The following is a 24,887-nucleotide window of genomic DNA, read 5'->3' on the forward strand; positions in this document are numbered from 1 at the left end:
TTTACTTAGTTTACTCGGGTATTATCCCGGTTATTGTTTATTAATTCAATAATCTCTGCAACCGAACCTAGTGGCAGACTGCATGTTTTGTTTCTACAAAGGTATGCTTTTGCATCGAAACCTCCTTTATCCTTGAGCAAAGGAAGTTCACTTTTTGTGCCACCCATTGTAATTTTATTAGGTATATAGTGTTTATCGACTTCTGTGCGCCAGTCTAGGGCTTGTTCACCGGTGAGTGCAATTTCATTTACACCATATATATGTTCAAGCAATTGGATACCCCAATTGGAGTAGGCGGAGCCGTATTGTTTGATATGCGGGAATACATTTGCAAACACTTGATCACCTAAAGTGGTGAAATCTGGTTTATCGAGCATTTCGCCCAATCTGTATAGTACGCGTACGATGGTCGAGGAGGAGGATGGAATGACATTATCCATAATTTCACTTTTACGGGCAATGAGCTGTTCGGCATCGGCTGCGGTATAGAAAAACGCTTGTTGTTCGCTGTCATAAAAGGTCGCAACGGCCTGTGTTGCGAGTTTGTCGGCTTGGTGTAGCCACGATTCATCAAATGTCGCTTCATATAGGGCAATAAAAGCTTGCGCTGTAAAAGCGTAATCATCGAGAAAGGCTAGAATTTTACGGTTACTATCCGCCGGTTGGTGTAATAGCCTGTCATCCGCTTGTGCATATTCTTTTATGAAATGTGCGGTTTTTAGTGCTTGTTCCAGGTAGGCAGGTTCATTGAAGACCCGGTAGGCATCAGTTAGTCCTTGTACCATCAGGGCGTTCCACGTGGTAAGCTGTTTGTTGTCGAGCCCCGGTCTGATACGGTTTTCACGATAATTAAGTACTTTCTTTTTGGTGTCCCTCAGGTAATCTTCCCATTCTGTCTCGGAGAACCCAGATGAAAGTGCCAAGGCGTCCGCATCCATATCACAGTTTAACACATTAGTCTGTTCTTCCTGCCAATTTCCGCCTTCGGTTATGTTGAAATACGGTATAAAAAGTGGGGCTTCCTTTCCCAGGACTTGTTTTAGTTCTTCGTGTTGAAAGGTATAGAACTTTCCTTCCACGCCTTCGCTGTCCGCATCAAGTGCTGCATAGAAACCGTTATTTTCGGCGAGCATTTCGCGTTGTGCCCATGCTATTGTCTCGGCTACTACACGTTTGTATTTTGGGTTAGGTTTTTGTTGATAAGCCTCACTATAGAGTGAAATTAACTGCCCGTTGTCGTACAGCATTTTTTCAAAATGCGGAACATGCCATCTGTCATCGACACTGTAGCGGGCAAAACCACCTCCTATATGATCATAGATTCCGCCATTGGCAATTTTTTCTAAGGTGAAATGAACATTATCGGTAATGGGGGTATCACCTGCAAGTGCACCGTATCGTAAAAAAAACAACCAGTTATTGGGTAGCGGAAATTTGGGTGCGCGATCGTAGCCTCCTTCGTTCGTATCGAACTGCGCTTTCCAAGGAGTGATAATATCGTGTAAATCTGTTTTTGTATATGCCTCGGGGACAGGGCGGATAGGAAGTCGTTCCGCTTTTCGTATGCCTGCCGTCAATCGATCCGCATAATCCAGTGCTACTTCTGGTGTTTCCTCCCACATTCGTGCTATTTGCAGTAAAATATTCTGCCAATCCTTGGGTTTGAAGTAGGTGCCACCGTAGATGGGGCGCCCGTCTGGGAGACATATACAATTGAGGGGCCACCCGCCGGCATTGGTCATCAGCTGCACGGCAATCATATAGATCTGGTCAATATCCGGACGTTCCTCGCGGTCAACCTTAATAGAAACGTAAAATTCGTTCATGGTTTTGGCGATCGCATCATTTTCGAAGCTTTCACGTTCCATGACGTGGCACCAGTGACATGCCGAATAACCAACACTTATGATGATAAGTTTGTTTTCCTGCTTTGCTTTCGCTAATGCTTCTTCTCCCCAAGGCATCCAATGGACCGGATTTGATGCATGTTGCTGTAAATAGGGAGAAGATTCCTGTGCTAATTTGTTTGCCATATCATACGAAGATACAGAATAATGCCTAAACGAGGTTGCTTAGCGTCCTATGACACTTTTCAGGCTTGCGGTGTTTGCAGATAAGGTGCTAAAATCCGTTCCTTCATCTAATGTAAGGCAGCCGATTTCGGAAGTACGCAGACTAACGGGGCTATTCGTTACATAGGTAATGAGATCTGAGAGTCCAGGGTTATGTCCGAATAAAAGGACTTGATCATAATTTGCTGATATATCATTAATGACCTTTAATATCTGTAGGTAGTGTGCTTCATAAATTCGAGGCTCCTGCTGCAAGGCGGAAGGTGGGATATTTAGCGTTTCACAAAATATTTCAGCTGTTTGAAGTGCGCGTGGTGCATCTGATGTTATGATACCTGTTGCGGTTGTTGGATAAGGAGCTAATTCCCGTTCCAAAATTCGTGCGCTGGCTTGCGCTTGCTCTGTGCCTAAAAAAGTTAAACTTCGATCAAAGTCGGTCTGTCCAAGCTGTTGATGTTCGGCTTTCGCATGGCGTATAATGTATAGTGTTTTCATAGATAGAATAACCAATATCTGTAAATATAGTTTTTTGCTCCACTTTCCCCCACTTTTGTGGATTTTTATTGAAAAACAAGTGATTTGAATCGATTGTGTTACGAGGTTGCTATGCTTCGACATCTTTTTTAGGTATTTATGAAATAAATTAATTGATCTTATTTTTTATTCTTTTTCATCGATAAACACACTTTAACGTGTTTTAAATAGGTTTTTTCTCGTATTGGTGAAATATTCATTTATCGATTATCGTGCTGTGGAAAACTTTTTTGTGGAGCATAGTGGGGGGAAGTGGGAGAAAGTGTATACTTTTACATAAGATTTTAATTAGGCGAATAGACTAATGGGTTTTTTAATTGGAGAATACGAATGCAAGATGGACACCAAAGGAAGAATGGTGGTTCCTGCTGCGCTCAAAAGGCAACTGCCTGATGTAGAGCGTGAGGGGCTTGTTGTGAATCGTGGTTTCGAAAAAAACTTAGTTATCTATACACGTGGGGAGTGGAACAAGATCTTGAAGCAGTTGTCTCGTTTAAATCAGTTTCAGGTAAAAAACAGGGAGTTTGTGCGTCGTTTTATGAATGGTGCAACAGAGTTGACATTGGATTCGGCGGGTCGTGTTTTGTTACCTAAGAGTTTGTTGGAGTATGCGGAGGTGGGATCTGATTTAGTGTTGGCGTGCAACTTGGAGAAAATTGAAGTTTGGTCTAAAGCAAAATATGAAGAACAGATGAATGCTGTTTCGACTGAAGATTTTGCTGATTTAGCAGAAGATGTGATGGGTTTCTGGGAAGATAAAGGAGGTGATGATGAGTAATGAAGCGGTATATCATGTTCCAGTAATGCTGGAAGAATGCATGCAGGCGATGGATATCAAGCCTGATGGTGTGTATGTTGATGTGACTTTTGGGGGTGGTGGTCATTCGCGCGAAATCTTAAAGAGATTAGGTGAAAATGGTCGGTTGATTGCCTTTGATCAGGATCCTGATGCGGTTAAAAATGCTTTAGATGATCCACGGTTTACGCTGGTTCATCAGAATTTTAGGTTTTTGAAAAATAATCTACGTCTGTTGGGAATAAAGGAGGTGGATGCGATTTTGGGTGACCTTGGGGTTTCTTCGCATCAGTTTGATTCCGCAGAGCGTGGTTTTTCTATCCGTTTTGAAGCGGATTTAGATATGCGTATGGATCAGGTTTCGGATCTGGATGCAAAGAAAATATTGAATACATACGCGGAGGAAGATTTGCATCGGATTTTCGGTATGTATGGTGAGATTCAAAATGCACGTTCTTTGGCGAAGACTGTTGTTACGGCCCGGTTGACCACACCGATCGAAACGGTGGAGGGGTTGAAGGATGCGATTAAGAAGTTGGTGCCTCGTGGCAAGGAGCATAAGTATCATGCACAGGTTTTTCAGGCGCTTCGTATCGAGGTGAATCAGGAGTTGGAAGCGTTGCAAGATTTCTTGAGCCAGACGATTTCGGTATTAAAGCCGGGGGGGCGATTGGTAATTATGTCGTATCATTCATTGGAGGATCGCTTGGTTAAGAATTTTATGCAGAAAGGGAAGTTTAAAGGTGAGGTGGAGAAGGATTTTTTTGGAAATGAAATAAAACCGTTCCACGTGATCAGTCGTAAGGCTATTACGGCGAGTGAGGCGGAATTGGCATTAAATAATAGATCACGTAGTGCGAAGCTGCGTGTTGCGGAACGACTTGCTTAATTTTTGTTCGGGATGACGAAGAATAAAATTAAGGATCAAGAGCTAAGTGAAGAGGTTCAGCAGAAAATGAATGAATCTGTTGAGGAGAAGGTGGAGGAAACACGTGATTTCCTGCAGTCTGTGTTCTCAACAAAAAAACTTTCTAGCTATTTGGTGGCTAGAAACCTGCCGTTTGCGGCCTTTGTCATCTTTTTGGGGTTGTTATACATCTCCAATCGACATTTGGCAGAACGAACGGTGCGGGCTATTGACCGATTAGGGCGTGACGTAAAAGAATTGAGCTGGGATTATAAATCGCTGTCTGCTGATTTGATGAAAATGACGACGCAGACGGAGATCGCCAAGCGGGCGGATACTTTGGGCTTGAAAGAGCGCACGGAACCGCCTATAAAAATTGAAGTGGTAAAAAAGAAAAAGTAACACCATACGATTATGAATATTAGGAAATCTATACTTATGCGAGTGTACCTAGCGTTCGGGCTTATGGTGTTTGGTGCGCTTTTGGTTTTCGGGAAGCTGTTGCACTTACAGTATGTGGATGGTGGAGAGTGGCGTGCAATGGTTGATAGTTTAACGATCCGGGAGCGCGTTATAGAGGCAGCTAGGGGGAATATTTATTCGAATGATGGTAGTCTGTTGGCTACTTCGGTGCCGGAATATGAGTTACGTTTTGATGCGATGTCTATTCCGGAAGAGGCGAATGATGTTTTTAACTCCAAAGTAGATTCTCTGGCGGTTTCTCTGGCGTCTTTTTTTAAGGATAAATCGGCCCGTCAATATCTTGCGATGTTGAAAGGTGCACGACAAAAAAAGCAACGGTATACGTTGATCAAACGTGATGTGACCCATCAGGAGCTCAAGGAGCTGAAGAAGTTTCCTTTGTTTAAAGTTTTTAAAGAAGGTAAGAAAAGGTATTCGAGTAGTTTGGTTGCGATCCGTGAGAATAAACGGATTCTTCCGTTTACGAATTTGGCTGCACGGACAATTGGTTACAAAAATACAAAGGGGGATACGGTGCGTGTAGGGCTTGAAGGGGCGTATGGTTCGTATATCGATGGGCGCAGTGGTTCGCAGATTATGCAGCGTATAGCTGGTGGTTTTTGGGTTCCGGTAAATAGAGAGGTCGAAGTGGCTCCTGTTGACGGATCTGATATTATCTCTACGCTGGATGTAAATATGCAAGATATGGCGCAACGTGCTTTGGAAAAGCAGCTTATCGCGAGTGATGCTGATAATGGGTGTGTGATTTTGATGGAGGTGAAAACAGGTGAGGTGAGAGCGATAGCAAACTTTACGCGTGATTCGGAAGGGGTGTTCAGAGAGAAGTATAATTATGCGATAGCTCAAGGGGCCGATCCAGGATCTACCTTTAAATTGGCAAGTTACCTTGCTCTTTTGGATGATAAATATGTAGATCTTTCTTCTTCTGTAGATATTGGCAATGGAACATATAAGGTGCCGGCCCATACGATCAAAGATTCACATGCACCTAAGAAATCGGTGCTGACTGTTTTGGAAGCTTTTGAAGAGTCGTCGAATGTGGCTATCGCTAAGTTGGTTAATACACATTACGGTAGTCAGCCTGCGAAGTATACGAGCAAACTACATCAGTTTGGTCTTGCGCAGCCGTTAGGATTGCAGATTCCTGGAGAAGTTAATCCGTGGGTGAAAACACCAGAAAGTAAAACCTGGAGCAAATTGTCCTTAGTGCAAATGGCATACGGGTATGAGCTTCGTTTGACGCCGCTACAAACGTTGTCTCTTTATAATGCGGTAGCCAATGATGGTAAAATGATTGCTCCTCTTTTTGTGAAAGAGATTCGTCATTTAGGGAATACGGTGCAAAAATTTGAAGCACGCGTGGTGAATAAGCAGATAGCGTCTTCGGAAGCAATCAGTAAAGCGAAGAAAATGTTGGAAGGGGTAATGACGGAAGGAACAGGTAAACGATTGAGTTCTCCGTTGTATAGTTCGGCAGGGAAAACGGGTACGGCGCAGATGAATGACGGTGCTCGTGGATATGGACAACGTCGCTATCAGTCTTCTTTTGCGGGGTATTTTCCAGCAGAAAACCCGAAGTACTCTATTATTGTGGTGATTAGAAACCCACGTAAAGGATATTATGGTGGTGCGATTGCTGGGCCGGTATTCAAGGAGCTAGCTGATATGGTGTATGCGAATGATATGACGCTTCATGGGACCTTGGCAGCTCGCAAAGTTAATACTGCAGGGACGAAGGTTCCGACCACATTGTCCGGATCCAAAGAGGCATCGACGAAAGTGTATAATGCATTGGGTTTTACACCGACGAATTTGAACAGTTTGTTGCAGAGAAGAGATACGTCGGATAAACCTGTGCCCTTTATAGAGACGCAGATTAAAGAAGGAGTAGTGCCAAATGTAATGGGCATGGGGTTAACGGATGCGATTTTCACGATGGAAAATGCGGGGTTCAAAACAAGGGTCAGTGGAAAAGGTCGTGTAGTTAATCAGTCCTTACTGGCAGGAATGAATTTAAAAGTCGGTACACCGATAAATTTAGTTTTAAACTAGGGTTATGAAGCTGAAAGAGTTATTACATGCGATTCCGGTGAAGCAGTTGGAAGGTCCGTTAGAAGTAACGGTAGAATCCATCTGTTTCGATTCTCGTATTGTAGCGAGCAATAGTTTGTTTGTTGCGGTGCGCGGGGTTCATACGGATGGCCATCTTTATATCGAGAAAGCAATAGGTTTGGGTGCGACGGTACTTGTTGTAGAGGAGCTGCCGGAGCAGCTTAATGAAGCTGTTACTTATGCTTTGGTTGATGACTCTTCGTATGTATTAGGGCTATTGGCTACTAATTTTTACGGTGATCCCTCCAAAGAGTTGAAGCTGGTGGGGGTAACGGGTACGAATGGTAAGACTACCGTAGCGACGCTGTTGTTTAACTTGTTTGACAATTTAGGCTACCAGGTTGGATTGATTTCGACGGTGGAGAATAAAATAGGTGATCGTATAATTCCGGCAACACATACCACACCAGATCCCATTGCGCTGAATAAGCTATTGCGCGAGATGGTTGAGGAGGGATGTGATTATTGTTTCATGGAGGTGAGCTCACATGCAGTGGTGCAGCAGCGCATCGCCGGATTACGTTTTGCGGGTGGAATTTTCACCAATATTACGCATGATCACTTGGACTTCCACGGCACTTTTGATAACTATATCAAAGCGAAGAAGAAGTTTTTTGATGATTTAGATCGCTATGCCTTTGCGTTAACCAATGCGGACGATCGCAATGGGAACGTGATGTTGCAAAATACATTTGCGCACAAAAAGACATACGGATTAAAGACGATGGCTGATTTTAAAGCCAAGGTTGTGGAGAGTCACTTTGACGGCATGTTACTGCATATTGATGGCCATGAGGTTTGGGTGAAATTGGTCGGTGGATTCAATGCTTACAATTTATTAGCGGTCTATGGTGCAGCTATCTTGTTGGAGCAAGAGACGGTGAAAGTGTTGACGGCAATGAGTGAGATCGCGGGGGCTGAAGGTCGTTTTGAAACCGTCCGTTCACAATCCGGTATTGTTGGCATTGTAGACTATGCGCACACACCGGATGCGGTTGAAAATGTGTTGGAGACCATTCGTGACTTACGTTCAGCGGGGCAGCAGATTATAACGGTGCTAGGCTGTGGCGGTGATCGTGATAAGACCAAACGTCCAGAGATGGCAGCTGTGGCCGTTAAGTTAAGTGATAAAGTGATTATTACGTCGGATAACCCACGGACAGAAGATCCATTAGCTATTATAAAGGATATGGAAGCTGGTGTGGATAGTAGGGATCGTAAAAATGTATTTACTATCGCCGAACGTAAAGAGGCAATCCGTGCGGCGTGCCATTTGGCACAACCGGGCGATATCGTGCTGGTGGCTGGCAAAGGGCACGAGAAATATCAAGAAATACAAGGCGTACGTCATCATTTTGATGATCGTGAAATCTTAGAGGAAACTTTTAACGAACAATAATAAAGAGATGTTATACTATCTATTTACTTGGTTACAAGAGCATATGCATATTCCTGGGGCAGGGTTGTTTCAGTACATTTCCTTCCGTACGGCTATCGCTGTTATTGTTTCGTTGATTATTACTACCGTATACGGTGGGCGCTTGATTCGTGCCTTGCACAACAAGCAGGTTGGTGAAACTATTCGTGACTTGGGTCTAGAGGGAGAAAAGCAAAAAGCAGGAACACCAACCATGGGTGGTCTGATTATTATTGCCGGTATTTTGATACCGACACTTTTGCTTGCTAAGCTGGATAACATTTATGTAATCATCATGATCATTACTACCGTTTGGATGGGCGCAATTGGTTTCTTAGATGATTATATCAAGGTTTTTCGTAAAAATAAAGAAGGTCTAGCGGGTCGTTTTAAAGTTATTGGTCAGGTGGGATTAGGAACGTTGATCGCTATTACGATGTATGCGCATCCTGATATTGTGGTACGCCAGGAGGTGAAAAATCCGACCTCTACAAAAGCTGTTGAGATCATGACGGATACACAAACTGGGGAACGGTATTATGCAGAGAATGTAAAATCTACAAAGACTAACATTCCTTTTTATAAGAACAATGAATTCGATTATGCCAAAGTATTGAGCATTTTCGGATTGAACAGTAATCTCGTTACGTTTCTAGTTTTCTTAATCGTGGTGGTGTTTATCGTTACTGCGGTGTCCAACGGGGCCAATATAACCGATGGTATCGATGGTTTGGCAACAGGTACTTCGGCTATTATCGGTATTATTTTGGCGATTTTGGCGTATGTGTCCGGGAACGTGATTTTTTCTGATTACCTGAATATCATGTATATCCCGAATTCGGGTGAGCTGGTAATCTTTGCCGGGGCATTTGTTGGTGCATGTACGGGCTTTTTGTGGTACAATGCATATCCGGCACAAGTGTTTATGGGGGATACGGGGAGTTTGACTATCGGCGGTATTATTGCGGCATTTGCGATCTTAATTCGTAAAGAGTTGCTTATTCCGATTCTATGTGGTGTGTTTCTATTGGAGAGCTTGTCTGTTATTTTACAGGTTTCTTACTTTAAATATACCAAGAAAAAATACGGTGAGGGAAGACGTATCTTTTTGATGTCGCCTTTGCATCACCATTACCAAAAGAAAGGATACCACGAGGCAAAGATCGTTATGCGTTTCTTTATCGTGTCTATCATATTAGCAATTTTGACAATAGTAACCTTAAAAGTTAGATAACATGCCCAACATCGCACATACATATTATCCACAGTCAGGTTTCCTGGTTGTCTTGGGTGCCGGAGAAAGCGGTGTTGGTGCTGCTATCTTAGGTAAGGATAAAGGCTTTGATGTTTTTGTTTCTGATAAAGGAGCAATTGCAGATAGCTATAAAGAAGTACTGGTGCAGGAGGGGATTGCTTTTGAAGAGCTAGACCATTCTGTCGCGCGTATTATGGAAGCTAGCTTGGTTGTGAAAAGCCCTGGTATTCCAGAGCATGTACCTTTAATTCAAGAGCTCCGCAAAGCGGGTATTCCGGTGATTTCGGAAATTGAATTTGCCGCTCAGTATACCGATGCGAAATTATTCTGCATCACGGGGTCGAACGGAAAGTCGACCACGACCATGCTTACGTACGAGATGTTTAAACATGGCGGCGTAAATGTGGGATTGGCTGGAAACATTGGAAAAAGCTTCGCGTTGCAAGTAGCGCGTGCCTCTTTTGATGTATACGTATTGGAGATCTCTAGCTTTATGTTGGATGATATGTATCATTTCAGAGCTGATGTTGCCGTGTTGTTGAATATCACACCCGATCATTTGGATCGATACGACTATAAGTTGGAGAATTATGTCGCATCGAAGTTCCGGATCGTGCAGAACCAGACGGCAGCCGACTATTTCATCTATTGTCTGGATGATGAAGAAACAATGAAGGGCTTGCCGCTTCATCCAACGAAGGCGATTCATTTGCCATTTACACAAGAACAAGTGGTGGCCTCCGGGGCATTCCTTGACGAACAAAATAATATAGTAATTAACGTACCAAATCATAAAGAATCATTTACCATGAATATCGAAGAGTTGTCATTGCAAGGGAAACACAATGTTTTTAACAACATGGCGTCAGGACTGATGGCGAAAGCGCAAGAGCTACGTAATCAGACGATGAAAGAGAGTATGGAGTCCTATGTGAATATTTCACATCGTTTGGAGCATGTGGCACTCATTGGTGGGGTCAATTACATTAATGACTCGAAAGCGACTAATGTAAACTCCGTATGGTATGCCTTAGAGAGCTTTAGCCCAGATATCGTTTTGATTATGGGCGGGGTTGATAAAGGTAATGATTACGAAATGTTACGTGATTTGGTGAAGAGCAAGGTTAAGGCGATTGTATGTATCGGTAAAGATAACGTACGTATCCACGAATCTTTTGAAGACGATACGGATGTTATCGTAAACAGTTCTTCGATGCAGGATGCGGTAGAGATTGCATCGCATTTGGCGACAAAAGGCGATACTGTTTTATTGTCTCCAGCATGCGCAAGTTTTGACTGGTTTAAAAACTACGAAGAGCGTGGTGATAAATTTAAAGAGGCTGTAATGGCACTATAAAGAAAGGGTAAAACATGATCGATCAGATTTTTAACAAACTCAAGGGAGATAAGTGGATATGGATTATCGTGATAGTCCTGTCTGGCTGGTCTTTGCTTGCCGTATACAGTTCTGTGGGTACACTTGCCTATAAAGAGGGAAAAGGTACAGAGCTGTATTTGTTCAAGCACTTCTCCATTGTGGCTGTTGGTCTGGGGTTGATGTATTTATCTCACAAATTGGATTATCGGTATTATGCCGGCATATCCAAGTTGTTGATGCTTATCACTATTCCGCTACTGCTTTATACCTTGATATTCGGTAGTTCGGTGAATGAGGCATCACGTTGGGTAACCATTCCAGTAATCAATCAAACGTTCCAGACATCGGATTTGGCGAAGCTGGCGTTGATTACTTTCTTGGCGCGGATGCTTTCGCGTAAGCAAGAAGATATTAAAGACATCAAAAAATCATTCCTTCCTATTATGGGGGCGGTTTGTTTGGTCTTTGTCTTGATTGCTTGGGCGAACCTTTCTACGGCGGTAATGCTTTTTGGTACGAGCGTATTATTGCTGTTGATCGGACGTGTATCGTTCAAACAGATTGCAACGGTTTCGTTGGGCGTGGCATTGTTGGGGCTATTGGTTATTTCGATCGGTCCACGTCGCGCGACATACTTCAGTCGGATCAAAGGTTACTTTGCAACGGAGGAGGTACATAGCGGAAAAGTTCCTTTTCAAGAGGATAAAAATTATCAAGCCAATCTGGCGAAGATGACGATCGCTTCGGGTGAGTTCTTTGGTAAAGGTGCAGGAAACAGTGTAGGGCGGAATTTGCTGCCACACCCTTATTCGGATTTTATCTTCGCAATTATTGTGGAAGAGTATGGGACGATAGGTGGCGCAATTTTGTTGTCCTTGTATTTGGCATTGATGTATCGATGTATTCGTATCGTGACTTTGAGCCCGCGTGCGTTTGGTGCTTTTTTGGCTGCCGGTTTAGGGTTTAGCTTAACCATACAAGCACTGGCCAATATGGCGGTAGCGGTTGGTTTGGGGCCTGTAACGGGGGTTCCGTTGCCGTTGGTCAGTATGGGAGGAACATCTATTTTGTTTACCAGCGTCGCACTAGGGATTATCCTGAGTGTTAGTCGGAATATTGAAGAGTTAAAAGATAAAGAGGAATTAAGTGAAATTCCAAAACCACGAAAAGTAGTCGTAGGAACAATTTAATATGGCACAGAAAATCATCATCAGTGGAGGCGGAACGGGAGGACATATCTTCCCTGCAATTGCAATCGCAAATGCACTCAAGCGGCTACAGCCTGAGGTGGAGATTCTGTTTGTTGGTGCAAATGGTCGGATGGAGATGGAGCGGGTGCCGGCTGCGGGTTACAAGATTGTGGGTTTAGATATTCAGGGGATCAATCGTCAATCCATATGGAAGAACGTGTTGTTGCCTTTCAAAATGATAAAAAGCCTCTTGAAAGCGCGTAGCGTGATTAAAGAGTTTAATGCGGATGTGGCGGTTGGTGTTGGTGGTTATGCTTCGGGCCCTCTTTTAATGATGGCCAATATGGTGGGTTTGCCGACATTGATTCAGGAGCAGAACTCATACGCCGGTGTGACGAATAAAAAATTAGCCAAAAAAGCACAGAAGATATGTGTGGCTTATGCGGGGATGGATAAGTTCTTTCCGGGCGACAAAGTGATTCTTACGGGGAACCCGATTCGTCGAGAATCTGTGGAGATCGATGGAAAGCGGGCGGAAGCACTAGCCTTTTATGGGTTAGCGGAAGGTAAGAAAACGATCTTGGTGACTGGTGGAAGTTTGGGTGCGGGCACATTAAATAAATGTGTGAAAGCAGCTGTCGAGCTATTGAAAGAGAAGGATATTCAGGTGATATGGCAATGTGGCTCTTATTACTATGAGGCATTGGAGGCGACTGTTGGATCATCGTTGCCCGCTACAATTAAATTGATGCCATTTTTGCAGCGTATGGATTATGCTTATGCGGCGGCAGATATTGTGGTATCACGTGCCGGGGCTGGGACGATTTCTGAATTATGTGTTGTCGGAAAGCCTGTCGTTTTGGTTCCTTCTCCAAATGTTGCGGAGGACCACCAGACAAAAAATGCAAATGCATTAGTCGAAAAAAATGCTGCTGTTTTGGTTGCAGATCGACAAGCAGAAACGGAACTCATGGAGGTCGTGATTGCTTTGATGGGGGATGAGAAGCGTTGCTCGGAGTTAGGAAATAATATAAAACAACTTGCACGATTGGATGCCGATATGGTAATCGCCAAGGAAGTATTGAAATTAATAAAGTGATGATGAATTTAGATCATATAAAGCGTGTTTATCTACTAGGAATTGGTGGGATTGGGATGAGTGGGCTTGCTCGTTATTTCAAGCATTTAGGCTGTGATGTGCAAGGTTATGATAAAACAGAAACGGAACTTACCCAGACCTTGGTTGCGGAGGGTATTCCGGTGACCTACGTCGATGATGTATCTAATTTATCGCCTGAATTCAGGGTGCCATCGGAAGAGACGTTGTTGATTTTTACACCTGCGATTCCGAAGGATTTGACTTTGAAGAATTTCTTGTTGGAGCAAGGTTGTCATTTGTACAAGCGTTCGGAGGTATTGGGGATTATCAGTGCGAGCCGATTCACCATCGGGGTGGCGGGTACGCATGGTAAGACAACTACTTCCACCATGATTGCGCATGTATTGAAAGATTCGGGGTATGATTGTTCGGCCTTTTTGGGTGGAATAAGTACCAACTACAACACGAATGTATTGTATGGTGATAATAATGTAGTCGTTGTTGAGGCAGATGAATACGATCGTTCTTTTTTGACCTTGCATCCGAATATCGCTGTGGTGACTTCTGCAGACGCAGATCATTTGGATATTTATGGTGATGAGCGTCATCTGATCGAATCTTTTGAGCTCTTTTTGGATCGCGTGGTTGATGGGGGGACGTCTATTGTGAAGAAAGGATTGCCATTTACCGGAACGATCACTTATGCAAATGAGTCGGTATGCGATGCATATGCACAAAATATCCGTGTTACTGATGGTGAGTTTTATTTCGATTATGTGTCGGCAGACTTACAATTGGAAGATATTCATTTGGGAATACCTGGATTGCATAATGTAGAAAATGCCGTAGCTGCTATAACCGTTGCAAAATTATTGGGTATTGCATCGGATAAAATTCGTCGTGCACTGACCTCTTTTCATGGTGTGAAGCGTCGTTTTGAATATATCGTACGGGAGGAAGGACGGGTTTATATTGATGATTATGCGCACCATCCGGAAGAGCTTCGTGCTTTTTTAAGCTCGATGCGTAAGTTGTATCCATCAAAGAAATTAACCGTGGTTTTTCAGCCGCATTTGTTCAGTCGCACGCGTGATTTTGTGGATGGCTTTGCCGAAGTATTGGGTATGGCTGATACACTTTATTTAATGGATATCTATCCAGCACGTGAGTTACCTATTGAGGGAGTTACCTCTGCTTGGTTATTAGATAAGATTGAATTGGCGGACAAGCGCGTTGTGACTCCGCAAGAGCTCTTATCGGTGGTGAAAGAAACACAGCCGGAGCTGATCGTTACGGTTGGAGCAGGAGATATTGATCGCATGGTAAAACCTTTAAAAGAAATAGTGTTGGGGCATGCTTAAAACGATTCGTAACATACCGTGGAAAATTGTAGGCTATGCTTGTCTGGGTCTTGTCGCTGTAGTGGGGGTAGGCATGTTGATGGGTTTGGTGAACAAGAAAGACGCAACGCAAGTTTGTTCTTCCATGAAAGTTATGGTCGAGGGTAAGGAAACTTTCATTGATCAGCATGATATTTCGACGTTGATTAAATCGCAGTTCGGCCGTGTGGTAGGTCGTCCGTTAAAAGATATCCCTGTAGAGCGGATTGAAAAAGCATTGTCGCAATTGCCTTACGTTGCTTCCGCAGAAATATTTATGGATATGGATGGGGTTTTGCAGGTGGCTGTTGAGCAACGAGAAGTGGTGCTTCGGGTGATCAATAGACATGGTCAAGAGTACTATATTGATACAAAGGGTGCGAAAATACCGGTTACATTGAAATATGTACCGCATGTTTTGGTCGCAAATGGAAATATTGCCGAAGGGTATAAAAAAGCATTGGATACAATTCAGACGCAAGTGGTAAAGGACTTGGTTTCGATTGTAGACTATGTGAAAAATGATGAACTCTGGAGTAATCAGATCGTGCAGCTCTATGTCAATGAGCAGCGTGATATTGAAATTGTTCCTCGTGTTGGCACGCAACAATTAGTGTTGGGCAATGCGGAGAATTTAGAGGGGAAGTTAAGTCGAATAGAGGTCTTTTATAAAAACATTTTACCGCGTGTTGGCACCGATGCTTATGAGCGGATAAATGTGAAATATGCAGACCAGATTATATGTGAGCGTAAAGGTACATGGCGACTTGATAGCTTACAAACAAAAATGAATTAGTAGTAACACAGTATAATAATACAGCAACAAATTACAGCGTATGAAACCAAGATCAGCAGAAAACGAAAAAGAGAATCCAATCATAGTTGGTTTGGATATCGGTACAACCAAGATTTGTGTGACAGTTGGGCGTCGTAGTGGTACAAACAAAATTGAGCTTTTGGGCGTGGGTAAAGCAGAGTCATCCGGTGTGAACCGTGGTGTGGTCGCTAACATCCAGAAGACAGTGAGCAGTATCCGCGAGGCTGTTTCTATTGCCGAATCACAATCGAACGTTGATATTAAAGTGGTCAATGTAGGGATTGCAGGTCAGCACATCAAAAGCATTCAACATCGTGGCATCTTAACAAAAAGAGACGACGATGAGGTTGGACGCGTAGATGTGGAACAACTTATTTCGGATATGTATAAGTTGGTCTTGCCTCCGGGAGAAGAGATTATCCATGTTTTGCCGCAAGAGTTTACGATCGACAATGAGCCGGGGATTAAAGAGCCTATCGGGATGGCAGGTCGTCGTGTGGAAGCTAACTTCCATATTATTTCGGGCCGTGTAACGGATATCCGTAATATTAAACGTTGTGTTGATAATGCCGACTTGGAAGTATCTTCCTTAGTCTTGGAACCTCTAGCATCATCTGAAGCTGTGTTGGATGAAGAGGAAAAAACTGCTGGTGTTGTATTGGTTGATATTGGTGGTGGTACTACTGATGTTGCTATCTTTCATGAAGGAATAATTCGTCATACTGCTGTGATTCCTTTGGGAGGTAATATTGTTACTGAGGATATTAAACAAGGGTGCTCTGTGTTACGCAACCAAGCGGAACAACTTAAGGTGCGTTATGGTTCGGCTCTGGCTGACGAGAACAAGGATAATGAAGTTATCTGTGTTCCGGGTATCCGTGGTCGTGAATCGAAAGAGATCTCGGTTAAAAATCTAGCGTACATTATTCAAGCGCGGATGGAAGAGATTATTGAGCACGTTTACTACGAAATCAAATCTTCGGGATACGAAGATAAGTTGATTGCTGGTATCGTTATTACTGGTGGTGGTGCGCAGTTAAAGCATTTGGTGCAATTGGTTGAATATATTACGGGCATCGATTGTCGTATTGGTTACCCGAATGAGTACTTGGCGAAAACAGAGATGCTAAATAAGCAGGCTTTGGAAGAATTAAAGAGCCCGATGTATGCGACATCCATTGGTTTATTGATCAAAGGTGTGCAAACTATGGAAGACGATGAGGCGACACAAGAAGAGAAGGTTTCCAAAAGAAAGCCAGAAGAAGAGAAGGTAGCGAAAATCGTAAAAGAGAAAGATAAAAAAGAGAGCTGGTTCACGAAAATCTTATCTGATTTCATCAAGGATGATACAGGTATTGACGACGACAGCTTTATTGGGAAGCGATAAGTTTTCAACAAAAACTGAGTTTTCCACAATTTAACAAATGTGGAAAACTGTTGTTGAGATTTTGGTATTATTACATTTGAATTGTTGAACCAAAGACGGATTTGTGAGTGGTTCAGCATGAGCTAAATAGGATATTTTATGTCGATTCAATTTGAAATGTTAAAGGAGCAATCATCAATAATCAAGGTTATTGGGGTTGGTGGTGGCGGCGGAAATGCCGTTAACCACATGTACATGCAGGGGATCAGCGGTGTGGATTTTATCGTTTGCAATACAGATGCGCAGGCGTTAGAGTTAAGCCCGATTCCGAACAAGGTACAGTTGGGGGTAAGTCTGACAGAAGGTATGGGTGCGGGTGCGGATCCTGATGTAGGCGAAAACTCCGCTATCGAGAGTATTGAAGATATTAAGCGTATGCTTGGTACCAATACGAAGATGCTTTTTATCACAGCCGGAATGGGTGGTGGTACAGGTACTGGAGCTAGTCCGGTATTAGCGAAAGCAGCGAAAGAGTTAGGTATTCTAACGGTAGCTATAATTACTACTCCTTTCACATTCGAGGGCAAGAGACGTCGTTCTCAAGCGGAAGAAGGTTTAGAAGAGTTGCGTAAATATGTGGATTCATATCTTGTGATTTCCAACGATAGATTACGTGAGATCTTTGGTAACCTGACGATGACGGCAGCCTTTGCTAAGGCAGATGATATATTGACAACTGCGGCAAAAGGTATTGCAGAGATTATTACTATTCCGGGTTACGTGAACGTCGATTTTAAAGATGTTCGTACCGTAATGAATGATAGTGGTGTCGCTATAATGGGTAACGCTACGGCAATCGGTGAAAATCGTGCTATCGAAGCGGTTACTGGCGCCTTGGCATCACCCTTATTAAAAGATAACGAAATTGAGGGAGCGCGTTACATCCTTTTAAATATTACTTCCGGTAAGAAAGAAGTAACGATGGACGAGGTTGCTATTGTGACGGATTATATCCAAGAGAAGGCTGGTCTTTCTGCGGATCTTATCTGGGGTAACTGTATCGACGAGAAATTGGAAGATGAATTGTCTGTTACGATTATTGCAACGGGGTTTCAGACTGCAGAAGAGCGCGTGAAAGAAAAGGAAAAGGAGAAAATTGCTCTTCCTTTAGTTCCGGAGTCTTCTGTTAATCAATTTGTGAAACCTGTAGCACAGAATCAATTTGTTGGACAGTCTGAAGCTGCGCCTACCATGCAATCTTTTGTGACGCCAGTTCAGGTTACAGCACCTGCGACAACGCCTAGCGTGCCGCCAATAGATTTGTTTACGTCTCCGAAGCCTATTCATGCTGCCGTACGTGCTGCTGAAGAGCCTCAAATTATTAGACATACCTTAGAGCCACAAGAGCCTGAAGTAGAAGAGACAAAGGAAGATCATTCCGGTTTCGAATTGAGAACATCACCTTCGGTGTTTGAGTTTAAGCTACCTACAGTTTTTGATGCTTACGAAAATAATACACCACAGCAACCTGCTGCACAGCCAGCACCTGCTCCACAAGAGGAGTCTTTCTTTGCAAAAGAATCGACAGCAAGAGAGATTGCTCCTGAGCGTGAGGTAGATTTTGAAGATCAGTTGTTGAAGACCAAAGAGCGTATCTTACGCTTGAAGGAACTTAGTATGAAGTTGAAATCGAGCAATGGATTACAAGAGTTGGAAAATGAACCAGCTTACAAAAGAAGACAAAAATCGTTGGAGGATGTTCCACATTCTTCACAGTCGCAGGTTTCACGTTTTACTTTGTCTTTTGATGACGGTGAGACTGAAATCAGACCTAATAATTCTTTTCTACACGATAATGTAGATTAAATTTTATCCTATTTAACAAGAAGAGATGGCCGCAAGCCATCTTTTTTTGTTCACAGGCATATTGGGTATTTCTTGGTGGTTTTGTTATATTTACGGTTGAAATAACTCCTAATATATGTCAACTAAACTAAATAACCCAATATGGGTGATGAGCTCTGCTTATGATAAATTATCGCTGGACGACTTAATTAGCACTTCTGTGGCTGTTGGTGCGCAAGGTGTAGACTTATGTGTATTCCGTAAGGATGGAACGCGTGAGGATCATACAGCAACCCATCTGGCTTACGAAGGTTTCGGGGGAGAGCAAGCTAAACAGATACTAGAAAAATTTAATACCGCAGGACTTCAATTGTCCTTGGGGGCATTTGAGAATATGATCGGAGGGGATCCTGCGGAGCGCATCAAAAATCAAAATCACCTTTTACGCCTCATTCGTATTGCGAGTCTATTAGGCGGTGATGCCAATGATGTCAAAGTTGGAACTTTTGTAGGTTACAACCATGAATTGGGAAACCAGATTGATGGCTTTGAGCGGAATCTAGAGGAATATAAAAGAGTGTTTGAGCCGATTGTGAAGTATGCGGAAAGCTTAGGTGTAACGATTGTTTATGAGAACTGCCCGATGGAAGGTTGGCGCTCCTCGCGTTTTTCTTCGACATACAATAACCTTCCCGCTGTCCTGGCGGCCCGTAAGTTGATGTATGCGCTTATTCCGAGCAAAGCGCACGGCGAGATCTATGACCCATCGCATGATATCTGGCAGAATACCAACCCTGTTGATGTTATTGAAGCTATGGATATCGACCGGTTAAAACGAGTGCATGTGAAAACGACACGGAATTTACAGACTAAAGCGCGCGTGGATTGGGGTGGAATGTATCCGATGCAGCACGTAAGTGCAGATCTTGCGCAGAAGGCTGGTGTGGATATTCCGCAGCACGATTGGGATAGACATCACTACGAAGCGATGTTGCCTGGTTTTGGTGGAACGGATAACATGGACTGGAATGCGTTTGTTGGGGCGCTACATAGACGTGGCTTTGGTGGACCGTTTGAGATTGAAAACGAAGCAAAGAATTCTAAGGATACCCAAAATATGCACGCCATCAATCAAGGTTTTAAGAATTGTATAGGTTTCTTGTCTCCCCTTTTATGGGATCTGGATGCGGCACATGGGTATCAGTATAAGAAAGGGAAGGAGTTGATTGTGCCTACTTATAAAGAAGTGCCTGAGATTACAATCGATAAGTTATAATAGCGATTGTTTATAAAAAAAGAGCTTGGTATTAACCAAGCTCTTTTGCGTGTAACTTATATAGCTCGATAAGTTCCGGGATGTTGCTTACATTGAGCTTTTCAAATATTCTACTTTTATAGGTGCTTACTGTAGAAGAGCTGAGTTCCATGAGGGTTGCTACATCTAAAATACCAAGCCCTTTAATGAGGTGCTTAGCGACATCTACCTCTCTGTTTGAGAGTTTGTTTAACGGATTATTTTCGTTAAATGAAGATTTTGTCGACGTAAGTTTTTGGATGTATAATTCTTTAACGTGTTCTGACATATATTTGCCCCGCGTCATGATGCTGGAGATGGCATTATTTAGCTCACTCATCGCTGTATTTTTATTCAAATATCCGCATGCTCCAGCTGTGATGTAGCGCAATGCGTAAAGCGACTCATCGTACGAAGAAAAGACTAGAATTTTGATGTTTGGTTGTACGTCCAAGATCTCCTTGATCACTTTAATGTTATTTCCTCCAGGCATATTAATGTCTAACAGGATGAGGTCAAAAGCCTCCTTGCCCAAGAGATTGTATACCTCTGGGTAGGTTTGTGCTTGATGAACTTCAGCTGTAGGGAAATTTTCCTTAATAATTACCGAAGCGCCTAATCGTACAATACTGTGGTCATCTGCAATTAATATTTTCTTCATTTCTGGTCGAGATTAACGGGTTTAGAGTAGATGTAGTTAACATTTTCACGCATGTAACAAATTTAGTAAAAAAACTAACAATTAAACTATTTAAGATTTAATGCCGATAATTTGACTGTGCGTTTTTTATCTACAACGCAATAATTATTGCATATAAAAACAACTTTGTATAAGTTTGTATATCGATAACGTTTAATCTTATACTATGGGATTTTTAAAAGAATTTAAAGAGTTCGCCATGCGCGGCAATGTAATCGACTTGGCAGTCGGTGTTGTAATTGGTGGAGCATTTGGTAAGATTGTGACTTCCTTGGTTGATGATCTTGTTATGCCTGCTATTGGTATCGTCATTGGTAAGGTAGATTTTTCTAACTTTAAGTATGTTATTACCGAGGCGAACGCCGCAACCAACACGAGTGAAGTAGCGATTCGTTACGGAAATTTCATTAATGTTATCGTTCAGTTTACGATTATTGCTTTCTGTATTTTTATCGTTATTAAAGGTTTAAATAGTCTGAAACGAGCAGAGGAACCTGCACCAGCAGCTGACCCGGCACCAACCAAAGAAGAGTTGTTGTTGACCGAGATTAGGGATCTTTTGAAAAATAAATAGGTTTAAAACCTAGATATTTTAAAAGAATACTTGTGTAAGTTCTAAATTAACTGTACTTTTGCGTTCCCTTGTTGAGGGATTCACTGAGTAAAAAATATTAAAATAAGCATAATAGCGTCATGAAAAGAACATTTCAGCCTTCGCAAAGAAAAAGAAGAAATAAACACGGCTTTAGAGAGCGTATGAGTTCAGCTAACGGAAGAAGAGTATTGGCTTCTCGTAGAGCTAAAGGTAGAAAACGCCTAACTGTGTCTGACGAGTACCGTCACAAAGGTTAATATTGTTTACCGTTGACTAATTTCCGAGCAAGTTAGCTGGCGAAAAGTCATTATGGGTAAAACATTCACAAAAGAAGAACGATTATGCAGTAAAAGGTTAATTGATGATCTTTTCCATAATAGTTTTTCTTTTGTTTTATATCCCTATCGTATCGTCTTCCAACCTAAACCTTCGGAAGACCATGTTTCCCCTGCCCAGAGTATCCTTTCTGTTTCGAAGAGACGGTTCAAGCGTGCTGTAGATCGTAATGCTGTTAAAAGGCGTATGCGTGAAGCCTTTCGTTTGCAAAAAGAGGAACTCTACTTGTTTCTCCAAGAACATTCCTTAAATTTGCTTGTTGCTTTTCAGTATGTCGGAAAAGAGCAGCTTCCGTATGTATATATGTATGAACGGATGGGGCTCACGATCACTAAATTAAAGGATGAAATTACTAACAGCTATTTGGGAAAACCTGATTAAGCAACCGCTTAAGTGGTTGTTTCTATTAATCATTCGGTTTTATCAACTTTTTATTTCTCCTTTTTTAGGGGCAAATTGTCGCTATACGCCAACATGCTCACAATATGGTAAGGAAGCAATTATAAAGTATGGCCCTTTTAAAGGGGGATGGCTTGCTATTCGTCGAATTCTTAGTTGCAACCCTTGGGGCGGACATGGACATGATCCTGTCCCGTAATTTTGTTACATGAAAGATATTTACATTCTGCAAATAGAAACTGCGACACCGACTTGTGCTGTCGCTATTAGTAAAAACGGTGCGACAATCAGTGCTGTTCAAGGTGAAGAAGCTAATATGCACGCTAGTCACCTTACGCTATTTATTGAGCAAGTACTGCAAAAAGCAGGGATTACGATGGCCGACCTCGGTGCTATCGCAGTGAGTATGGGACCTGGATCATATACCGGACTTCGGATCGGTGTTTCTACGGCAAAGGGTTTGTGTTATGCTTTGGATATTCCGTTGTTGGCATTGAATACATTGGATGCCATGGCTGCCGGATTTTTAACGCAGAATGGTGTGGATAGCGGGACTGTTGTGGTGCCGATGATTGACGCCCGTCGGATGGAGGTATATATGGCGATCTATGATGATCAAGGCGTGTTAAAAACACCAACGTCGGCGCAAATTATAGATGAAACTTCTTTTGTAGAAATGGGGCAGGTTGTGCTCTTCGGAACAGGGGCCGATAAGTTTGAGGGGCTATTTCAAGCGGTGCCTTCGGTTACTGTATCAACAGGTTTTCAAAATTCAGCGGAATATCTGTCCACGCTTTCCTATACTAAATTCCTCCAGCAAGAATTCGAAGACTTAATATATTTCGAGCCTTTTTATTTAAAAGATTTTATTGCATCGACCCCTAAAAAAAGGATGTAGTTGACTCGCATTAAAGCCAGTTTTTTCGCTTAAACCAATAGAAGATAATCAAGGCTAAAAGCGCCATGGTAATCATAATAGCTGGGTAGCCGTAGTACCATTCCAATTCGGGCATATGGGTAAAGTTCATGCCGTAGACCCCCACGATGAAAGTTAACGGCATAAAGAAAACCGATATAATCGTTAAGGTTCGCATAATGTCGTTTGTGTGGTTGGATTCAATGTTGAAATAGATGTTGAGCAGTTGCGCTGTATTTTCTGATATATTACGATAAAGCGCAGCAGAACGGCCATATAAATCTTTAAGGTCCTGGGTGTAGACATTTTTGAAGGCCGAAAGATGAAAGAAATCAACAATGTCCTTATACAGTGTCAAGATAATTCGAACGTGGTCTACCTGTCGTTTGATGTAGTATAGCTGTTGTAAGAAATCTTTCTTTCGTCTTTGCATAAAGACGACCTCTTCATAGCGGTCTAATTGGTTGTTCAGTTTATCTATTACTAAACTTTCGAATGTTTTGAGCGCTTCCGAGGTCAGGTGATTAATAAAGAGTTTGCTTGAGTTTAGCTTTGTTGGCGAGAAGTGTTCCTCTATTTTTTTTAGGTAATGAACTTCTGTACGGTGGACAGTAATGACAAATTTTTCGCTAAAGAATACAGATATACGTTCTGTTATCTCGGTAAGGGTGTCTGCAAAATCGTCGAATTCAGCTGGAATTGAGCGAATTATTAGGAAATAGTAGTTGTCAAATTCTTCAATTTTAGGTAACTGACCGGTCTGAAAACAATCGTTTATAGAAGCCTCATTCAGTTTGAATCGCACCTTCAGCTCATCCATTTCTGCGTGTGTTGGATTAACAACATCGATCCAGTAGAAAGGTGTGATTGTCTTGTCTAAAATTGTTTTTACCATAGAACTTGTTCCGAAAAATATAGGACAAGGTATTAATCAATTGCTATAAAAGCAAATAAATTAAGCGAGATCCAAAGGGATAAGGTCTTGCGTTGCGCCTCCGGTAACACTTCGACAAGCTTCGTGTGATATCCTACCGTAGGCTCAAGGCTTATCGCTGGTACGATTTTACCTACCGCTGGCGCGAGCTTGTAGCTCGTGTCCTAGATTACAAAGAGCACGAGTTGAAAACCTGCCTATCGCAGGCAGGCTCGCGCTAGCGTTACGGCAATAAAAAAGGAGGCTTCCTAAGAGCCTCCTTTTTATAGAACGATACGTGTCGTTATTATTTCTTTTCTGCTGATTTTTTGCTGCTGTACTCTTTGTTTAGCGCATCAATCACATCATTTGTGATGTCTAATTTAGAATCAGCATACAATACCGTTGGGTTTGTTTTCGAGTATGTTAATACCAACGTGTAACCATTTTCTTTTGCATGTTTCTTCAAGTACTCCGTAATCGCGTTGTATACGTTGTTGAATTCGGCCGATTCATCTTGTTGGATCGATGCAGATGCATTTTGATCCAAGCGACCTAGTTCATCTTGTTTGCGTGCTAATTTCTCTTCTGTTGCCTGACGCTCAGAAGCACTCATAGAGCCTGCTTTTTGTTGGTATTCTGCCACTTCGCGTTGGAACGCTTGCCCTTTAGCTTGTAAGTCGCTTTGTGCTTTCTTTACCTTGCCCTCTAGTTTAGCTCTGATATCTTTGAAATAAACATATTTTTCAGACAATGAGTCCGAATTGATGTATACAATCTTTTCTTCTTTGGCAGTCGTAGAAGATGGGGAAACTGTTGAGTCGCTCGCATTGTTAGCGCCCGTTTTTGCATTTTGGTTACAGGCAACGACACTTAAAGTCACCATAACTCCCAAGGATACTTTTGATAAGGTTGTAAATAGTTTATTCATTGTTTTTAGTTTTTCCATTTAAAGAAACAAACCTAATATAAATAAATTGAATTTTCTGCATTTCCCATGATAATTCTTGTGTTTTTGCTCCTTTTTTTAGTGGCGAGGTCGTTGCTATTTTAGGTGCTAAATATTGGGTTTTTAGCTAAAAAT

The 24,887-nt window shown here is 42.4% G+C and carries 24 protein-coding genes; 19 read left to right on the forward strand and 5 right to left on the reverse strand.

Going from position 1 to position 24,887, the window contains the following annotated elements:
- Positions 1–5: 5 nt before the first annotated feature.
- Both E2P86_RS03230 and E2P86_RS03235 read right to left on the reverse strand, forming a co-directional pair.
- Positions 6–2,033 carry a thioredoxin domain-containing protein gene (locus E2P86_RS03230; protein ID WP_134430736.1) on the reverse strand — a complete coding sequence of 676 codons (2,028 nt, stop codon included), beginning with the start codon at positions 2,031–2,033 and terminating at the stop codon, positions 6–8.
- 39 nt (positions 2,034–2,072) lie between these two features.
- Complete coding sequence (locus E2P86_RS03235) at positions 2,073–2,567, reverse strand: SixA phosphatase family protein (RefSeq protein ID WP_166785134.1); 495 nt, start codon at positions 2,565–2,567, stop codon at positions 2,073–2,075.
- A gap of 343 nt (positions 2,568–2,910) precedes the next feature.
- Here E2P86_RS03235 and mraZ point away from each other — a divergent pair, with 343 nt between their 5' ends.
- The 14 genes from mraZ to E2P86_RS03305 all read left to right on the forward strand — a co-directional run bounded on the left by mraZ (position 2,911) and on the right by E2P86_RS03305 (position 19,926).
- On the forward strand, positions 2,911–3,384 hold the full coding sequence (gene mraZ / locus E2P86_RS03240; RefSeq protein WP_085472155.1) for a division/cell wall cluster transcriptional repressor MraZ: 474 nt from the start codon (positions 2,911–2,913) through the stop codon (positions 3,382–3,384).
- Positions 3,377–4,291 carry a 16S rRNA (cytosine(1402)-N(4))-methyltransferase RsmH gene (gene rsmH, locus E2P86_RS03245; protein ID WP_085472154.1) on the forward strand — a complete coding sequence of 305 codons (915 nt, stop codon included), beginning with the start codon at positions 3,377–3,379 and terminating at the stop codon, positions 4,289–4,291. The genes mraZ and rsmH overlap by 8 nt, the downstream gene beginning before the upstream one ends.
- A 12-nt stretch (positions 4,292–4,303) precedes the next feature.
- Positions 4,304–4,711, forward strand: coding sequence for an FtsL-like putative cell division protein (locus E2P86_RS03250; RefSeq protein WP_085472153.1), 408 nt, complete (start codon positions 4,304–4,306; stop codon positions 4,709–4,711).
- Between the two features lie 12 nt (positions 4,712–4,723).
- Complete coding sequence (locus tag E2P86_RS03255; protein WP_134430742.1) at positions 4,724–6,844, forward strand: penicillin-binding protein; 2,121 nt, start codon at positions 4,724–4,726, stop codon at positions 6,842–6,844.
- A gap of 4 nt (positions 6,845–6,848) precedes the next feature.
- Entirely contained in the window at positions 6,849–8,303 is a 1,455-nt protein-coding gene (locus tag E2P86_RS03260) for a UDP-N-acetylmuramoyl-L-alanyl-D-glutamate--2,6-diaminopimelate ligase (RefSeq protein ID WP_085472151.1), read from the forward strand.
- Positions 8,304–8,310: 7 nt separating this feature from the next.
- Positions 8,311–9,555, forward strand: coding sequence for a phospho-N-acetylmuramoyl-pentapeptide-transferase (gene mraY, locus E2P86_RS03265; protein ID WP_134430745.1), 1,245 nt, complete (start codon positions 8,311–8,313; stop codon positions 9,553–9,555).
- 1 nt (position 9,556) lies between these two features.
- Positions 9,557–10,933 (forward strand): UDP-N-acetylmuramoyl-L-alanine--D-glutamate ligase, encoded by a 1,377-nt coding sequence (gene murD / locus E2P86_RS03270; RefSeq protein WP_134430748.1) that lies wholly within the window; start codon positions 9,557–9,559, stop codon positions 10,931–10,933.
- Between the two features lie 14 nt (positions 10,934–10,947).
- On the forward strand, positions 10,948–12,144 hold the full coding sequence (locus E2P86_RS03275) for an FtsW/RodA/SpoVE family cell cycle protein (RefSeq protein ID WP_200811758.1): 1,197 nt from the start codon (positions 10,948–10,950) through the stop codon (positions 12,142–12,144).
- 1 nt (position 12,145) lies between these two features.
- The gene (gene murG / locus E2P86_RS03280) at positions 12,146–13,243 is read left to right on the forward strand and encodes an undecaprenyldiphospho-muramoylpentapeptide beta-N-acetylglucosaminyltransferase (protein WP_134430751.1); all 1,098 of its coding nucleotides are present in this window, start codon (positions 12,146–12,148) and stop codon (positions 13,241–13,243) included.
- Between the two features lie 2 nt (positions 13,244–13,245).
- Positions 13,246–14,604, forward strand: coding sequence for a UDP-N-acetylmuramate--L-alanine ligase (gene murC, locus E2P86_RS03285; protein ID WP_134433988.1), 1,359 nt, complete (start codon positions 13,246–13,248; stop codon positions 14,602–14,604).
- Complete coding sequence (locus E2P86_RS03290) at positions 14,597–15,418, forward strand: cell division protein FtsQ/DivIB (RefSeq protein WP_134430753.1); 822 nt, start codon at positions 14,597–14,599, stop codon at positions 15,416–15,418. The genes murC and E2P86_RS03290 overlap by 8 nt, the downstream gene beginning before the upstream one ends.
- A 40-nt stretch (positions 15,419–15,458) precedes the next feature.
- Complete coding sequence (ftsA, locus tag E2P86_RS03295; RefSeq protein WP_085472146.1) at positions 15,459–16,826, forward strand: cell division protein FtsA; 1,368 nt, start codon at positions 15,459–15,461, stop codon at positions 16,824–16,826.
- Between the two features lie 138 nt (positions 16,827–16,964).
- Positions 16,965–18,671 (forward strand): cell division protein FtsZ, encoded by a 1,707-nt coding sequence (gene ftsZ / locus E2P86_RS03300; RefSeq protein ID WP_134430756.1) that lies wholly within the window; start codon positions 16,965–16,967, stop codon positions 18,669–18,671.
- A gap of 115 nt (positions 18,672–18,786) precedes the next feature.
- Positions 18,787–19,926, forward strand: coding sequence for a sugar phosphate isomerase/epimerase family protein (locus E2P86_RS03305; protein ID WP_085472144.1), 1,140 nt, complete (start codon positions 18,787–18,789; stop codon positions 19,924–19,926).
- Positions 19,927–19,957: 31 nt separating this feature from the next.
- Here E2P86_RS03305 and E2P86_RS03310 read toward each other — a convergent pair whose 3' ends face one another.
- Positions 19,958–20,605, reverse strand: a complete 648-nt coding sequence (locus tag E2P86_RS03310) for a response regulator transcription factor (protein WP_085472143.1) — start codon at positions 20,603–20,605, stop codon at positions 19,958–19,960.
- A gap of 205 nt (positions 20,606–20,810) precedes the next feature.
- Here E2P86_RS03310 and mscL point away from each other — a divergent pair, with 205 nt between their 5' ends.
- The 5 genes from mscL to tsaB all read left to right on the forward strand — a co-directional run bounded on the left by mscL (position 20,811) and on the right by tsaB (position 22,872).
- Positions 20,811–21,218 (forward strand): large-conductance mechanosensitive channel protein MscL, encoded by a 408-nt coding sequence (gene mscL / locus E2P86_RS03315; protein WP_085472142.1) that lies wholly within the window; start codon positions 20,811–20,813, stop codon positions 21,216–21,218.
- A 119-nt stretch (positions 21,219–21,337) separates the two neighbouring features.
- Positions 21,338–21,496, forward strand: coding sequence for a 50S ribosomal protein L34 (gene rpmH / locus E2P86_RS03320; RefSeq protein WP_075991291.1), 159 nt, complete (start codon positions 21,338–21,340; stop codon positions 21,494–21,496).
- Positions 21,497–21,548: 52 nt separating this feature from the next.
- Entirely contained in the window at positions 21,549–21,956 is a 408-nt protein-coding gene (locus E2P86_RS03325) for a ribonuclease P protein component (protein ID WP_240775570.1), read from the forward strand.
- A complete protein-coding gene (yidD, locus tag E2P86_RS03330; RefSeq protein ID WP_085472140.1) occupies positions 21,919–22,173 on the forward strand; it encodes a membrane protein insertion efficiency factor YidD in 255 nt (84 codons plus the stop codon). Before E2P86_RS03325 ends, yidD begins: the two co-directional genes overlap by 38 nt.
- Positions 22,174–22,182: 9 nt before the next feature.
- Positions 22,183–22,872, forward strand: a complete 690-nt coding sequence (gene tsaB / locus E2P86_RS03335) for a tRNA (adenosine(37)-N6)-threonylcarbamoyltransferase complex dimerization subunit type 1 TsaB (RefSeq protein ID WP_134430761.1) — start codon at positions 22,183–22,185, stop codon at positions 22,870–22,872.
- Between the two features lie 10 nt (positions 22,873–22,882).
- On the opposite strand, the gene E2P86_RS03340 is transcribed toward tsaB, so the two are convergent.
- Positions 22,883–23,785 (reverse strand): CorA family divalent cation transporter, encoded by a 903-nt coding sequence (locus E2P86_RS03340; protein ID WP_085472138.1) that lies wholly within the window; start codon positions 23,783–23,785, stop codon positions 22,883–22,885.
- Positions 23,786–24,110: 325 nt separating this feature from the next.
- Complete coding sequence (locus E2P86_RS03345) at positions 24,111–24,734, reverse strand: OmpH family outer membrane protein (RefSeq protein WP_134430764.1); 624 nt, start codon at positions 24,732–24,734, stop codon at positions 24,111–24,113.
- Positions 24,735–24,887: the final 153 nt, after the last annotated feature.

Origin of the sequence: Sphingobacterium psychroaquaticum (genome assembly GCF_004421025.1) — a bacterium.
Taxonomy (GTDB): Bacteria; Bacteroidota; Bacteroidia; order Sphingobacteriales; family Sphingobacteriaceae; genus Sphingobacterium; species Sphingobacterium psychroaquaticum.

Bases quoted from the DNA above. Each gene is read 5' to 3' on its own strand.
- ftsZ (WP_134430756.1), top strand. From the start codon at position 16,965: ATGTCGATTCAATTTGAAATGTTAAAGGAGCAATCATCAATAATCAAG.
- rpmH (WP_075991291.1), top strand. From the start codon at position 21,338: ATGAAAAGAACATTTCAGCCTTCGCAAAGAAAAAGAAGAAATAAACAC.
- E2P86_RS03290 (WP_134430753.1), top strand. From the start codon at position 14,597: ATGCTTAAAACGATTCGTAACATACCGTGGAAAATTGTAGGCTATGCT.
- mscL (WP_085472142.1), top strand. From the start codon at position 20,811: ATGGGATTTTTAAAAGAATTTAAAGAGTTCGCCATGCGCGGCAATGTA.
- E2P86_RS03230 (WP_134430736.1), bottom strand. From the start codon at position 2,033: ATGGCAAACAAATTAGCACAGGAATCTTCTCCCTATTTACAGCAACAT.
- ftsA (WP_085472146.1), top strand. From the start codon at position 15,459: ATGAAACCAAGATCAGCAGAAAACGAAAAAGAGAATCCAATCATAGTT.
- E2P86_RS03235 (WP_166785134.1), bottom strand. From the start codon at position 2,567: ATGAAAACACTATACATTATACGCCATGCGAAAGCCGAACATCAACAG.
- E2P86_RS03275 (WP_200811758.1), top strand. From the start codon at position 10,948: ATGATCGATCAGATTTTTAACAAACTCAAGGGAGATAAGTGGATATGG.
- murG (WP_134430751.1), top strand. From the start codon at position 12,146: ATGGCACAGAAAATCATCATCAGTGGAGGCGGAACGGGAGGACATATC.
- mraZ (WP_085472155.1), top strand. From the start codon at position 2,911: ATGGGTTTTTTAATTGGAGAATACGAATGCAAGATGGACACCAAAGGA.
- E2P86_RS03260 (WP_085472151.1), top strand. From the start codon at position 6,849: ATGAAGCTGAAAGAGTTATTACATGCGATTCCGGTGAAGCAGTTGGAA.
- yidD (WP_085472140.1), top strand. From the start codon at position 21,919: ATGAAATTACTAACAGCTATTTGGGAAAACCTGATTAAGCAACCGCTT.
- E2P86_RS03250 (WP_085472153.1), top strand. From the start codon at position 4,304: ATGACGAAGAATAAAATTAAGGATCAAGAGCTAAGTGAAGAGGTTCAG.
- E2P86_RS03340 (WP_085472138.1), bottom strand. From the start codon at position 23,785: ATGGTAAAAACAATTTTAGACAAGACAATCACACCTTTCTACTGGATC.
- rsmH (WP_085472154.1), top strand. From the start codon at position 3,377: ATGAGTAATGAAGCGGTATATCATGTTCCAGTAATGCTGGAAGAATGC.
- E2P86_RS03305 (WP_085472144.1), top strand. From the start codon at position 18,787: ATGTCAACTAAACTAAATAACCCAATATGGGTGATGAGCTCTGCTTAT.
- E2P86_RS03310 (WP_085472143.1), bottom strand. From the start codon at position 20,605: ATGAAGAAAATATTAATTGCAGATGACCACAGTATTGTACGATTAGGC.
- E2P86_RS03345 (WP_134430764.1), bottom strand. From the start codon at position 24,734: ATGAATAAACTATTTACAACCTTATCAAAAGTATCCTTGGGAGTTATG.
- murD (WP_134430748.1), top strand. From the start codon at position 9,557: ATGCCCAACATCGCACATACATATTATCCACAGTCAGGTTTCCTGGTT.
- E2P86_RS03255 (WP_134430742.1), top strand. From the start codon at position 4,724: ATGAATATTAGGAAATCTATACTTATGCGAGTGTACCTAGCGTTCGGG.
- tsaB (WP_134430761.1), top strand. From the start codon at position 22,183: ATGAAAGATATTTACATTCTGCAAATAGAAACTGCGACACCGACTTGT.
- E2P86_RS03325 (WP_240775570.1), top strand. From the start codon at position 21,549: ATGGGTAAAACATTCACAAAAGAAGAACGATTATGCAGTAAAAGGTTA.
- mraY (WP_134430745.1), top strand. From the start codon at position 8,311: ATGTTATACTATCTATTTACTTGGTTACAAGAGCATATGCATATTCCT.
- murC (WP_134433988.1), top strand. From the start codon at position 13,246: ATGAATTTAGATCATATAAAGCGTGTTTATCTACTAGGAATTGGTGGG.